Source organism: uncultured Psychrobacter sp. (assembly GCF_947500265.1).
GTDB lineage: Bacteria > Pseudomonadota > Gammaproteobacteria > Pseudomonadales > Moraxellaceae > Psychrobacter.
This window is the reverse complement of record NZ_CANMRN010000003.1, coordinates 448,133-462,289: the sequence shown is the minus strand read 5'-3', so window position 1 is coordinate 462,289 and position 14,157 is coordinate 448,133. Positions and strand designations below refer to the sequence as shown.

General features: G+C 44.1%; 12 protein-coding genes. 9 read left to right on the top strand and 3 right to left on the bottom strand.

Features of this window, described 5'->3' with window-relative positions:
• Nucleotides 1–49: 49 nt before the first annotated feature.
• From atzF to Q0788_RS06825, 7 genes are all read left to right on the top strand, one after another.
• Complete coding sequence (gene atzF / locus Q0788_RS06855) at nt 50–1,870, top strand: allophanate hydrolase (protein WP_298808957.1); 1,821 nt, start codon at nt 50–52, stop codon at nt 1,868–1,870.
• Between the two features lie 124 nt (nt 1,871–1,994).
• Nucleotides 1,995–3,020, top strand: a complete 1,026-nt coding sequence (locus tag Q0788_RS06850; protein WP_298808955.1) for an ABC transporter substrate-binding protein — start codon at nt 1,995–1,997, stop codon at nt 3,018–3,020.
• 72 nt (nt 3,021–3,092) lie between these two features.
• Nucleotides 3,093–4,034: an ABC transporter permease gene (locus tag Q0788_RS06845; RefSeq protein ID WP_298808954.1), complete on the top strand. Its 942-nt coding sequence runs from the start codon at nt 3,093–3,095 to the stop codon at nt 4,032–4,034.
• Nucleotides 4,035–4,049: 15 nt separating this feature from the next.
• A complete protein-coding gene (locus Q0788_RS06840; protein ID WP_298809045.1) occupies nt 4,050–4,970 on the top strand; it encodes an ABC transporter ATP-binding protein in 921 nt (306 codons plus the stop codon).
• Between the two features lie 247 nt (nt 4,971–5,217).
• Nucleotides 5,218–5,973 carry an endonuclease/exonuclease/phosphatase family protein gene (locus tag Q0788_RS06835; RefSeq protein WP_298808952.1) on the top strand — a complete coding sequence of 252 codons (756 nt, stop codon included), beginning with the start codon at nt 5,218–5,220 and terminating at the stop codon, nt 5,971–5,973.
• 186 nt (nt 5,974–6,159) lie between these two features.
• Nucleotides 6,160–7,191, top strand: a complete 1,032-nt coding sequence (locus tag Q0788_RS06830) for an NADP-dependent oxidoreductase (RefSeq protein WP_298808950.1) — start codon at nt 6,160–6,162, stop codon at nt 7,189–7,191.
• A gap of 195 nt (nt 7,192–7,386) precedes the next feature.
• Nucleotides 7,387–8,259, top strand: coding sequence for an EcsC family protein (locus tag Q0788_RS06825; protein ID WP_298808947.1), 873 nt, complete (start codon nt 7,387–7,389; stop codon nt 8,257–8,259).
• 32 nt (nt 8,260–8,291) lie between these two features.
• Here the strand turns inward: Q0788_RS06825 and Q0788_RS06820 are convergent, their stop codons facing one another.
• From Q0788_RS06820 to Q0788_RS06810, 3 genes are all read right to left on the bottom strand, one after another.
• Nucleotides 8,292–8,909 carry an alpha-ketoglutarate-dependent dioxygenase AlkB gene (locus Q0788_RS06820; protein ID WP_298808946.1) on the bottom strand — a complete coding sequence of 206 codons (618 nt, stop codon included), beginning with the start codon at nt 8,907–8,909 and terminating at the stop codon, nt 8,292–8,294.
• Nucleotides 8,910–8,929: 20 nt separating this feature from the next.
• Nucleotides 8,930–9,820 carry an alpha/beta hydrolase gene (locus tag Q0788_RS06815; RefSeq protein WP_298808944.1) on the bottom strand — a complete coding sequence of 297 codons (891 nt, stop codon included), beginning with the start codon at nt 9,818–9,820 and terminating at the stop codon, nt 8,930–8,932.
• Nucleotides 9,821–9,897: 77 nt separating this feature from the next.
• The gene (locus tag Q0788_RS06810; protein WP_298808943.1) at nt 9,898–11,814 is read right to left on the bottom strand and encodes an ABC transporter ATP-binding protein; all 1,917 of its coding nucleotides are present in this window, start codon (nt 11,812–11,814) and stop codon (nt 9,898–9,900) included.
• A 369-nt stretch (nt 11,815–12,183) separates the two neighbouring features.
• Here Q0788_RS06810 and Q0788_RS06805 point away from each other — a divergent pair, with 369 nt between their 5' ends.
• Nucleotides 12,184–13,032 (top strand): EamA/RhaT family transporter, encoded by an 849-nt coding sequence (locus tag Q0788_RS06805; RefSeq protein ID WP_298808941.1) that lies wholly within the window; start codon nt 12,184–12,186, stop codon nt 13,030–13,032.
• A 176-nt stretch (nt 13,033–13,208) separates the two neighbouring features.
• The gene (locus Q0788_RS06800) at nt 13,209–14,099 is read left to right on the top strand and encodes a fructose bisphosphate aldolase (protein ID WP_298808939.1); all 891 of its coding nucleotides are present in this window, start codon (nt 13,209–13,211) and stop codon (nt 14,097–14,099) included.
• The last annotated feature ends 58 nt before the right edge of the window (nt 14,100–14,157 follow it).

Sequence of the window (14,157 nt, the reverse complement as noted above, 5' to 3'; positions counted from 1 at the left end):
GATAGCAAAACAACGATAAAAATGGCGAAGAATAATAGAGAGAGCAACTATGCAAAAGAATTGGACGATCAAAGATTGGCAAAGCGCTTATGCCGAAGGAACTACCCAGCTAAGTGATCTGCTGGATTATGTGGCAGGCATCAACAATGATAATAATGCTTGGGTTGAGATTGCGACTCCTAAGCAGCTAACCGCTCAGATTGATAGTATCGCCACGCAAAATCCTCAAGACTTGCCATTATACGGCATACCGTTTGCGGTAAAAGACAACATCGATGTGGCAGAGTTTCATACCACGGCAGGATGTACATCTCCTTTGTATTTAGCCGACAAGGATGCGCATGTGGTTGCCAAACTCAAATCAGCAGGCGCTATCGTCATCGGCAAAACCAATCTTGACCAGTTTGCGACAGGACTGGTAGGTACGCGCTCCCCTTATGGAGCAGTGGCCAACAGCTTCAATCCTGACTATATCAGTGGTGGCTCAAGCTCAGGCTCTGCGGTAAGTGTGGCAAATGGCATCGTGCCCTTTACATTAGGGACGGATACAGCAGGCTCTGGACGTGTGCCTGCGGGTCATAACAATATAGTAGGTTTGAAGCCTACAAAAGGCTGGTTCTCCAGTACGGGTCTCATTCCAGCGTGTCGATTACATGATGTGATTTCTATTTTTGCACTGGGTGTTGATGATGCGTGGCACGTAGCACAGCTAATGAAAGGCTACGATAAAGAGGATGATTACAGTCGTATCCATCCTGCCACTGCGCCAGTCGCCTTTAGTCTTGGAAAAATCGCTATCCCTGATACTTTAGAGTTCTACGGTGACACTGAGTCAGAGCAGGCTTTTGAGATAGCCATCACGCAGCTACAGACGATGGGTTATGAGGTAACACCGATAGACTTTACCGTCTTCAATGAGTTAGCTGATGCGCTCTATAACGACAGCTGGGTTAGTGAACGCACCTTTGCCATCGATCAGCTCGTCGAGCGCGACACATTGTTGCCTGTCACTCGCCAAATCATCAGTCAAGCTGAGAACTACAATGCGGTTGATGCGATGAGTGCTGAGTATTCTCGCGCTGCATTAAGTCGCCGTATTCAACAAACGCTATCTGAATTTGACGCACTAATGGTACCAACTGCGCCGACTATTTACACCATCGATGCGGTCAATGCTGACCCGTTAACGAAAAACAGTCACATGGGTGCTTATACTAATTTTGTGAATCTAGCGGACTTGTCAGCGTTGGCGTTGCCGAATCTAATCGCTAGAGATGGCCTGCCGCGCGGTGTGACCTTTATCGCTATGGGCTGGCATGACGAAGCTTTAGCCAACTTTGGTCATCAGTGGCAAGCCATTCTGGATATACCAATGGGAGCCTCTCACCATCGTTATCACTCCGAGACATCTCAAACAACTCAATCTGATCAATCGCAATCGCTTATTCCACTAAGTACAGATGATAGTGATAGTAGTGTGGCACTAGCAGTGGTTGGTGCTCACTTGAGTGGTATGCCGCTCAATTATCAGCTGACTGATAGAGGCGGTGTGTTGTCTGAGCAAACCCAAACGGCACACGCCTATCAACTCTTTGCATTGGCAGGATCGACGCCTGCCAAACCGGGACTGAAACGACACGACGAAGGACGCTCGATTGCAGTAGAAGTCTGGCGAATCCCTAAAGCGAGATTTGGCGACATCGTCAACGAAGTGCCATCACCATTAGGAATTGGCAATGTTGAATTGGCAGACGGACGCTGGGTCAAGAGCTTCATTTGTGAAGAATACGGGTTTGAAGGCGGCACAGATGTGACAGCATTCGGTGGTTGGAAAGCTTATATAGCTGAACAGTCAAAGCCAGTCACTTAGACTGCCTCAATTGACTTATGATCCAAAAATAGTAGCGCCAGTAATATTCTCTCTCGTGGTATTGCAAACAATAATCAACGGACACTCCCATGATGGGCCTGTCTTTATTCAAGGAGTAAGACTCATGAATCGACGCTTATTTACTTTTGCCGTTCTCTCAAGCTTTATGCTATTTGGTTGTGACAATACTGCCACCGTATCAGCACCTGAAGGCGAGGCAGCATCAGAAAAAGTCACTGCCGCAAATGATGATCCGATTTCTATTGGTTACAGTGATTGGCCTGGCTGGGTGGCTTGGCAGGTTGCAATTGATAAAGGCTGGTTTGATGAAGCTGGTGTGAATGTTGAGTTTAAATGGTTTGATTACTCTGCCTCGCTATCTGCTTTTGCCTCCAATCAGCTGGACGCCATTTCTGTGACTAATGGCGACAACCTGGTCAACGCTGCGAGTGGTAGTGAAGGCATTATTATCTTGGTCAACGACTACTCAGCAGGTAATGATCAGATCATTGCTAAATCATCAGTCACTAGCATAGCGGACCTAAAAGGCAAATCAATCGGTGTCGAAAAAGGGTTGGTAGATCATTTGCTGCTTAATAGCGCGCTGGCTGACAATGGCTTGACAGAGGCTGATGTGACACTGGTCAATGCCACCACAAACGAGCTACCGCAAGTTTTCACAAATGACAGTATTGACGCTGTCTCCATTTGGCAACCCAATGCCAATCAAGCCCTAAAAAATGTACCAAGTGCTAAGGCTATCTATACCTCAGCGGATAAGCCCGGTCTTATTTATGACACGCTAGCCGTCAGTCCTGCCAGTCTATCTGCGCACAAGGCAGAGTATGCCAAAATCATTCAGGTATGGGGCAAGGTTGTCAATTATATCAATGATCCAGCGACTAGAGATGATGCGATCAGCATTATGTCTAACAAGGTCAACGTGCCTGCTGGTCAGTACAGCGCTTTCTTAGATGGTACTAAACTGATGGGTCTTGAAGATAACAAGAGAATCTTTGCAAAGTCTGATGAGCTCAGCTCTATCTATGGTTCTAGCTATCACGTCAACCAGTTCAATATTGACAATCAGATTTATGATCAAACGCTTGATATAGATAAATTGATCTATCCTGATTTGATTAATCAGTAAGGATAGTTGCCGTTTTATTTATTACACAGACAGTGGTTGTTGAGTCTTTATCATCGTTTTAGAGGGTAGCCCATGAGTCATATCAATACATATCTAACCAAGAAAACCACGCTTGGGCTCAATGTACTCTCATTTTTGATTCCAATCTTAATATGGTGTGCGGTCAGCTATCTGCCTTTTATTTGGCATCCGCAGGTTGAGATTACCGATGCTGGCGCGAGTACCTACCTACAAGAGGGCAGCCGCATTGATAAAGAGGTATTTTACCGTGAGGCACAGGATGCGATGGCCTCTGATGCAGTACCACCGCAAGGAAAGCTGGTCAACCCTGTCTACCTGCCAGCACCTGATGAGGTAGCCACAGCGATGGTTACTGCGTTTGTCACCCCGCCTGCGCAAGCTGATGGCCCTTGGTTACATGAGAGTCTCTGGCAGAGTATCCGGACGGTATTTATTGCTTTTTTTATCTCATCTATCGTCGGTATACCGCTAGGGCTACTGTGCGGGTTTTCTCAAAAAATCGCACAAATCACTCAGCCCTTCGTAGAGTTCTTTCGTTACCTACCAGCGCCAGCATTTGGGCCTTTGGCCGTGGCGGTGCTCGGTATCTACGACGGACCAAAAATTGCTATCATCGTGATTGGGACTCTATTTCAACAGATTCTAATCATTGCAAATACCACGCGTACAATGGATCTTGGTTTGATTGAGGCAGGCTACACGCTAGGCACGACCAAACTAAAAAGCTTCTTTTATGTACTGCTGCCTGCCGTCTTGCCTGATGTCTATCGAGACTTGCGTGTTCTACTCGGCTGGGCATGGACGTATTTGATTGTCGCTGAACTGATAGGGACGACGTCCGGTATTACATGGTTTATTGTGCAACAAGCCCGCTACCAGCATTTTGATAACGTCTATGCAGGTATTCTACTCATTGGGTTTATCGGTTTAGGTACAGATATCTTGTTGTACCGGCTCGGTAAAAAACTCTTCAAATGGAAAGCGAGTATTTAAATGATGACTATTGATATGAACTCTTCCGTCCCTACAAACAGTGCTCGCATCAACCATAATGGAACCACTGATGATTATTTCAAAGCTCTGTATCAGCGAGATGTGGTGCTGCAAGTTGATCAGCTGACACAATCGTTTGATCAAGGTGGTAGCCAAAAAGTGATATTGAAGGATGTCAGCCTAAAAATCTATGAGCGTGAGTTTGTATGTGTGATTGGTCCATCGGGTTGTGGTAAATCAACATTGGGGCGTATCGTTGCAGGATTAGATGCTTATCCCAGTGGAGAAGTAATCGTTGATAAAGAAAAAGTCAAAGGCCCAAGCGCCAGTCGTGGCATGGTTTTTCAAGGCTATACGTTATTCCCTTGGAAGACGGTGAAAGAAAATGTCATGTTTGGTCCTATCATGGGCGGCCGCAGCAAGTCGAGTGCAGAGCGTAGCGCTCGTGAGTGGCTTGACGTGGTCGGTCTGACCAAATACGAAAACCATTATCCGCATCAACTGTCTGGCGGTATGAAGCAGCGTGTTGCGATTGCGCGAGCACTGGTCAATGAGCCAAAGGTGTTGATCATGGATGAGCCTTTTGGTGCACTTGATCCTTATACGCGTCAAAAAATGCAGAAGCATTTGCTGGATTTGTGGCGCAATATTGATATTACCATCGTATTTATTACGCATGATATGGATGAGGCAGTATTACTGTCAGATCGTATCGTTGTGCTCAAGGCCAATCCAGGAGAGGTACAAGAGATTATTGAAGTGCCGCTCGCACGGCCTCGCTCTCCTGATATTGTGACAGACAGTCATTTTTTACAACTAAAAGCTCATATCAATAGTATCGTTCACAATCCACAGCCTGTTATTGATCCTGCATTGACAGATATGCCAGATATCCCGCGCATGACACCTTTAGATACACATAAATCAGTAACATAGTCATTTATCTTAAATTATCAATGGCATCATCTAGTATTAATTTTAACCAGCACGATCGTTGTTAGCCATACGGCGCATTGGTTATGCTTTATCGTATTGAGTCATAAAGACTATGATCTATTTATCAGCTTCTCTTAGCAATACTACTACGAGTTATCTCTGATTAACTGCTGCTGATAAATACGACTGCTGTTATACTCAGTAGCGTATTCATCTGCTTGCTGATCTTTTTATGACGAATGAATCTATGACCACCACCTCTTTTATTTTAACCAGCTATAACATTCACAAAGGCATGTCGCCATTAAATCGACAGGTCAAAATGCAAGGTATTGCTAAAGCACTAGAAGCTGCGGGTGCAGATATACTGTGCTTGCAAGAAGTGCAAGGACAGAACCTCAAGCGCAACATACAATATAATGAATACCCAGATCAGTCGCAGCACGAATGGTTTGGCGAGTTTTTAGATCTAGAAAACAGCTATGGTAAAAACTCAGAGTACGAGAACGGCCATCATGGTAATGCTGTATTGAGCCGATTCCCGTTAGATCCAAAACACAATGTTAATATAACCGTGAATAAGCTAGAGCAGCGCGGCGTGTTGCATTGTGAGGTACAGCCTATCGGTTGGGAGCGACCTGTCGTTGTATTGTGCGCGCATTTAAATCTGTTTGAGCGTGATCGTATCAAGCAGTATGAGGCCATTACTAACTATATCTGTCATGAGATTGCTGATGATCAGCCCTTGATTTTGGCGGGTGATTTTAATGATTGGAAAAAAATGTCCTGTGATAAACTGGCTCATGATTTGGGTATGACAGAAGCGTTCAAACACTGCCATGGCAAGCTGTTGCCAACATTCCCAGCCAAGTTACCTGTACTCAGCTTAGATCGTATTTATGTGCGCAATCTGGTTGTTAAGGACGCGTGGGTTCATAACGGAAAACCTTGGTCGTCGCTATCGGATCATCTGCCCATTAGCGCAGAGCTGATGCTGCCCTAATACCCAGCTATAATAATTCGTTTAAATGTATTATATTGGCAATCTATCGATATATGAACAATTGTCTTTATTGATCATATTATCGATTAATTATGTTCTCGATTGAAAATGCTATTAACAGCACAACGTTTCAATAAAATGAATAACAAGTACAGCCTAATAAACAAAATATAAGGATATTCTACGATGGCAACAGCGTCTACTACTGATAATAATCAACAAGCTAACCAAAACATACCTAAGACACAGCACGCCGTACTCATACGCGAGTTCGGTGAGCCTGAAGTAATGAAATACCAAGATGGTGCTGATGTCCCTGAGCTCCAAGACGACCAAGTACTGGTAAAAATTGCCTATGCTGGGATTAACCCTGTCGATTATAAGACCCGCCAAGGTAAAGGCTGGGGCGCGGAAAACATTCGCAAAGACAAGTTTGAGAATGATCAGCCAGCTATTTTAGGATTCGATGTATCAGGCGAAGTAGTCAGCAGTAATAGCGATGAGTTTGCTATCGGCGATAGAGTAGCGGCCTTGACTTTTACCGGTGGCGGCTATGCGCAATATGTGGCAGTAGATGCCAAGTTGCTCGCAAAAGTACCAGACAATGTCACTTTAGAGCAGGCAGGTGCTTTGCCTTGTATCGGACAAACGGCGCTACAGTTCGTAGATTTTGCTGATATAAAAACAGGTGAGCATGTAGTGATTAATGCACCAGCAGGCGGTGTTGGTCATTTGTTGATCCAATTGCTCATGGATAAAGTGGCGCAAGATAACATCAAGGTGACGGTAATTTGCTCGCCAGAAAAGTATGCCAAGCTTAATGAGTTGATAGACGTATCTAAGCTGGCGGGTTGGATAGATTATACCAAAGATGAAGCGTTTCCTGATCTACAAGCCGACGTGCTGCTTGATTTAGTCGGTGATGAAGCAGGTGTCCGTGCGCTTAGCGTTCTCAAATCAGGCGCCCGCGTGAATGTGTTACCAACTATCTGGGTTGATAAGCTCAAAGAAGCCGGTCAGCAAAAAGACTTAGCAGTAGCAGGCTATAAAGCGCAGCGTAGTGGTCAAGATATGGCGCGTGTTTTACAGGAAGTAGCCGATGGTAAGCTAACTTTAAAAATTCAAGAAACCTATCCACTCTCAGAAGTCGTTGCAGCGCACCATGAGCTACAAAAAGGCGATGCTTTTGGCAAGATTGTCTTAGCAGCGGCCGAATGAATGTCAAGATTACCCAAGTATTAGGTAGTGTTTGGTAGGATTTATTAGTAAGGGGATGTCTGTTGAAACCCAGTAAACTTAACTGATTACTTAACAAATCATACAAAAGTTTTATGTTGAACAACAGAACGTCCCTGTAGTCTTCGCTTATTTATCATAGGATAGAAAGCGAACCATACTAATAAAGGGAATAATATGACTATCAACAATAAGACTATCAATAATAAGACCAGCAATGAAAAAACAGATGACCACATTGCTTATGAAGCAAAAGTTCGTGAAGAAATAGAAGCGTGGAAAAATCCTGATAAAGGGATTTTGGATAAGACGCTCGCAGTGCTTAATACCCCTGTGGTAGCCGCCGGTGATGCGTTGATGGAAGCTCCACAATTTGGCAATTCCCTAAAAAAAGCAACTGAGGAAACGATTAGTGCTTTAAGTGATGCAGCCAACTGGACATTGTACACTCAAGACGTCATCGATAGCTATCAAGAGATAGCGGATGTTGATAGCTCATCTATTGAAACGCTTGGTGATATTGAACGTCTACCCCTTGAGGTTGTAGATAAACAAGTTAAGTTTTTCAAAAGCAAATATGTAGCGCTAACCAGTGCGCAAGGGGTGACTACAGGGGTCGTAGGCTGGGCAGGTATCCCTGCTGATGTCGTTGGGCTTATTACAGCCAATCTACGTGCGATTGGGGAATATGCAACGTACTATGGCTTTGATATCAATGATGAAGGCGAACAGCTATTTGCGATGTCTTTATTGGCTGTAGCAACTTCTGCCTCTGTTGAAGAGCGTAAAGCGGCGTTAGATGACACTCATGCGATGATTAAAGATCCAGAAACTCAGGCATTTAATCAGATTAATGAAGAAGTCATGTCTCGTGTACTGCGTCAGACAGCGACTAAAGTAGCCACTAACATCGTTAAGACAAAAGCGGCGCAAATTATTCCAGCGGTAGGCGCAGTGGTCGCAGGTGGTGTTAATGCTAGCTACACTGCCAATGTTTGTGAAGCTGCTTATCAGTGTTACCGTGAGCGTTTTTTGGACCGTCTCGCATAAACACTTAATGGCTCGTTAAGTCAGCGATAGTATCAAGATGTAAGCATATGCCGAAACGTTAGACTGATTCGCCCAGCATCGACCGTCTTTGTCTTAGTGATCGTATGTTTCCAAAAGGTCTGTGTGTCACCATGCATCACAACGAGCTGACCAGACTCAAGATGAAGTTCAACTTTGTCTTGAGTTTTTTTATGCTTAAAAACAAATTTACGCGTTGCACCGAGCGATAACGAGGCGATAACTGGTTGATGACCGAGCTCTTTTTCGTCATCAGCATGGTAGCCCATACCATCAGCGCCAGAAGGATAGTAATTAAGCAGGCAGGTATTAAAATTGGCAGTGACACCAGCCTCTGCTAAAGCTTGCTCAATTTCCTGTTTCACGTGAAACACTATATCTGACCATGGAACAGTTTGCCGCACGTGTCCTGAGTATTGATAATTGGCATTTTTGTCTCCCATCCAGACAATTTTCCGAGTCGTTATATGGGTCTTACCAAATAACGTCACGATGTCTGACTGCCAAGGTAGCTCATTTAGTAGAGTGTTATAAAGGGCAGTAGCATCGTCGATAATCACGCCTAGATCATTCACCTTACCATCATAGGGTAGTAAGTTATCCGTGGGTGCAGGGGCAAAGAGGTCAGTCATAATTTAGTCGTTGTAAATCCTTATTTGCTGCTTTGATAGTGCTCGTTAATGATTTGAGCGCATAGTTCAGGCGCTTCCATTGGCAATAGATGACCGTAATCTGACAGCGAAATAAGACTGCTATCTGGGACAAACTTTTTCCATTGCTTTCGTACTTTGTCATTGATGAACAGGGTGGGCTTGCCTGTAATCAACGTGTAGGGACAGCGTAGTTTTTTGAGTGCAGCATCGATATGAGGAGCGCCAAAATAATTGGCTAGCTCTTGTTCTGGTGCAAACATAAGCGTATAGCTACCATCTGCATTTTTGCTCAGGCTTTGCTCAGAAAATACCTGCAAGTGCTCATCGCTAATACGCTTATAGGCACGCTGCGCACGTAGGCTCTCGTAATAACTATGGATACTTGGCCAAGTAGATTGCTTAGTTAACGTGCTTTTAAAAGGCTCGCGGCTCAGTAGGACAGAGCGTGGCAAAAGGTTATATAAGGTGGCTTGGTTTTTGGTAAATGTGACAGGCTCAATCAAGTACAACTGCGAAAAAAGCTCTGGACGTTTGGCAGCTGCCATTGCTGTGGCTGTCGCCCCTTGCGAGTGACCAATACCTACGACAGGCTTGTCTTGTGTCTTTTCTAAAAACTCAATCAGCAGATCAGCGTCTTGCTCGCGCGTAAGACGACGGCTTTGCGGCTTATCATACCAATAGCCACGTAGGGCAAGTGAGTTGATATCAAACTCAGTAGCTAGCTTGCTCAATAGTGGTGTATAAGTGCCAACGGTAAAACTATTACCACTATAAAAATGTGCTGGCACGCGGGGAGTAGAGCTTGAATCTAGCGGCTGATTGAACTGGCTAAGATCATAGTAGCGTGCCTGTTTTCCGCCAAGATTAATGCGGTTTGTGAATGCTTCCATAAAATAAACACTTCCTTGTGACTTATTTTGAGTGATTTTTTTGTAGATTGTCTTCTTATAATTGCTATTAATGCATCTTAGTTGTCTTCACCTAAGAAGCCACCGCTTTGACGTTGCCACAGTCGAGCGTAGACACCATTCAATGCCAATAGTTCATCATGACTACCTTGCTCAATGATGCGACCTTGATGCATAACGACCAGTCTATCCAGTGCCGCAATAGTAGACAGGCGATGGGCGATAGCAATAACGGTCTTGCCGGTCATGATGTCATTTAAGCTTTCAGTAATGGCATATTCAATCTCAGAATCTAGCGCACTGGTCGCTTCATCCAAAAGTAAAATCGGCGCATTTTTTAGCATAACACGTGAGATAGCGATACGCTGACGTTGACCGCCAGATAGTTTGACTCCGCGTTCACCGACTTGGGTATCAAGTCCTGTATTGCCTTTATCATCGTACAGATCTTTGATGAAATCCCACGCCTGAGCTTGTTTGGCAGCGATCATAATCTCTTCGTCAGTAGCATCAGGACGACCATAGGCAATGTTTTCACGCACGGTACGATGTAACAATGACGTATCTTGAGTCACCATGCCAATCTGTTGGCGCAACGATTCTTGCGTAACGGCATCAATAGCCTGACCATCAATCAGGATTTTACCGCTATCGACATCAAAAAAGCGCAATAGCAAATTAACCAAAGTCGATTTACCAGCACCTGAACGCCCAACCAAACCAATCTTTTCACCCGGCTTAATATCTAAGTGGAAGTTGTCCAACAGTTTGATATATGAGTTAGGAGCGCGTTTAGCGATGCCAGTACTATCAACAGTCTCGCCAGTTTGGCCATTGTCTTCTTCGTCATTTTCATAACTGAAGTCAACATGGTCGAACACAATGCGACCGTCCGTGACGGCTAGCGCTGGTGCGTCAGGTTTATCAATAATCGTCTGCGGTGCTGATAACGTACGCATACCATCTTGAACTGTACCGATACTCTCAAACAAACTGGCTGTCTGCCACATAATCCAACGCGTCAAACCATTTAGACGTAATGCCATAGCGGTCGCAGCAGCAATGGCACCAACACCAACTGCGCCTTGTTGCCACAAGTACAATCCAATACCCGCGGTACTACTGACCAAGATCACACTGATAAGATGGGTCGATACTTCTAAATAGCTGACCCAGCGCATTTGTGCGTGAACCGTACCTAGAAATTGCCCCATGGCATTTTTGGCATAGCCCAGCTCACGACGAGAATGGCTAAATAGCTTTACGGTCATGATATTGGCATAAGCATCAGTGATTCGTCCTGTCATCAAGGCACGGGCATCCGCTTGCACAATCGCTGTTTGTTTAAGCTTAGGGATAAAGTACCAAATGGTGATGGCAACCAAGACCAGCCAAATGACAAATGGAATGAGTAGTAAGCTGTCTAAATTAAACAAAATCACCCCTGAGGTGATAAAGTAGACAGAGACATACATAAACATATCGGTAACGGTCATCACGGTATCGCGTACTGCTAGGGCTGTCTGCATTACCTTAGCTGAGACGCGTCCCGAAAACTCATCCTGATAGAACTGCATGGATTGCCCAAGCATGCGCTGATGAAAACGCCAACGCATCTGCATGGGAAACACGCCTTGCAAGGTCTGAAAGTGTATAAACGATGATAAGGCAATCCATAATGGGCTTACTATCATGACAGCGAGCATGATGAGCAACATGTCGCCTTTTTCTACCCATAAGTTCTGCGGTGTATAAACGCCCAACCAATCGACGATATTACCTATCCAAGCAAACAGCATGGCCTCGTAGATACCGATACCAGCGGACAAAATCATAAAGATTAGTAGCCAGCCGCGTAGGCCATTGGTACATGCCCACAAAAACTTCAGCATACCATCGCGAGGTGATGGCAATGGCATAGGTGTATCTGGAAAGGCGGGTAGGCGGTTTTCGAAAAAGCGAAATAAAGCATTCATAGGCAGTAATAAAACATCAATAGCAGTACGTCAAGATGAACGAGAGGACTCGTTATCTAGAATCTTTACTTTTGTGATTGGGATTAGGTGCTATTTTAGCAAAATTACTAATCATACCTGCATGCTAATTGTAATTTGCTTAAGAATAGCTGTGTCTTTATAGCCTTGGTCACAACAATAATAAATAGATTGCTGTGGAAAACATATTTTGTTACATTCCACATCCAAACTTATTCATATTTTAAATATTGCTTTTATAAGCATAATTTCATTGCGAAAATCAGCTGATTAGCAGGCATTTTATTTAATGGTTTTTATAAATATACGGACAGTAATAACTCAACATTGAAGTTCAAAAGGTAGCAGTGAATGATGTATTTAATAATAGCGGTGCTATGTAGCGTCGCCGTCTCCGTACTTTTGAAAATATTGCGCCAGAAAAATATAGATATTCGTCAGACCATCGTGGCAGGCTATCCTGTGGCTTTTTTACTGACTTGGGTATTACTAAAACCTGATGTAGGTGCCATTCATGCGCTTGATAGCGCTTGGGGCATCATCATCGCGCTTGGAGTACTATTACCTGCTGTATTTATCATTCTCGGACGAGCTATTGAAGCGGTGGGGATGGTAGCAACCGACGCGTCTCAGCGCTTATCACTCATTATTCCTATCGTAGCGGCTTTTTTGCTATTCGGTGAGGTGCTGACTGGTACACGTATACTTGGATTGGCGTTAGGATTTTTGGCATTAGGTGCGCTTGTCTATCGACCACAGCATAACGATATTACTCGGCAAGCAAAGCAGACGCCACTATGGCTATTCGGGGTATGGGCAGGCTACGGCATTATTGATATTTTGTTCAAACAAGTGGCCAAACAAGGGGCGGCCTTTCCGTTGACTCTATTGGTTAGCTTCGGCGTAGCAGGTGTATTGCTTTTAATCTATTTACTTGTCACGCGAGTACGTTGGCAAAAACAAGCACTTATGACAGGCTTGCTGCTCGGCGCATTAAACATGGGCAATATTTATGCCTATGTGCGGGCACACCAAGTGCTACATGACTCTCCTAGCATCGTCTTTACTGGTATGAATGTCGGTGTTATTGCCGTAGCGACATTGATCGGCGTAGGTGTGTTTAAAGAGCAGCTGAACCGTATCAATATAATAGGATTAGTATTGGCAGTCTGCTGTGTAGGGGTACTGTTTTTGGCGTAATGGACTCTGTTTAAAAGTATTGGTTCCATGATTTTTTAGCTATATTGTCACGTATCCTATATAGGCATACAAATCATCCTATGATAAGGTTATCTACAAATAACACGGCTTGTATGGAATAAAAAAGCTTAGTTTATGATATTTAACTTAACCAATAAAAATAGGATGCAGGCTCAATGGAATACGATAAGCAATTACAGCGTATAAAAAATAGTTCAGGCTTTATTGCTGCTCTTGATCAAAGTGGCGGCAGTACACCGAAAGCGTTAGAGACTTATGGTGTCAACAGCGACGCTTATGATAATGATGAGGCTATGTTTGATTTGGTTCATGAAATGCGTGCTCGTATCATGACGTGTGACTGCTTTGATAGTGAGCGTGTACTTGGTGCAATTTTATTCGAAGACACCATGGAGCGCGAAGTCAATGGCAAGTCGACGGCTAACTACCTATGGGAAGATAAAAATATCGTACCGTTTTTAAAGGTAGATAAAGGTCTGGCTGAGCAAATGAACGGTGTACAAGTCATGAAGCCGATTCCGAATCTAGATCTATTATTAGATAAAGCAAAAAACTATCCCGTATTCGGTACTAAAATGCGCTCAGTCATCTATGAGCCAAACGTCGATGGTATCGAGCTTGTGGTACAGCAGCAGTTTGATGTGGCTAAGCAAATTATTTCAAAAGGCCTGATGCCAATCGTTGAGCCAGAGGTCAATATTGATAGCACTCAAAAGCATGAGTGCGAGTTACTGTTGAAGGCAGATATCCTGCGCAATCTGGAACGCTTGGGTGACGATCAACAAGTGATGCTTAAGCTGACCCTGCCAGAAGAGGCAGGGTTTTATCAAGAGCTGATTGACCATCCTAAAGTGCTCAAAGTAGTGGCGTTATCTGGTGGCTATAGTCGTAGCGATGCTTGTGCCAAGCTCAAACAAAACCCAGGTATGATTGCGAGCTTCTCACGTGCTTTTACTGAAGGCTTGAGTAAGCAACAAAGCGATAGCGAGTTTTCTGAAACCATTAATGCCTCAATTGAAGAGATTTATGAAGCGTCAAAAGTGTAAATGTAGTAAATAAAAATTCGTAATTAGATCATGAGTAAAAAAGCAAAAAAGCCCTACT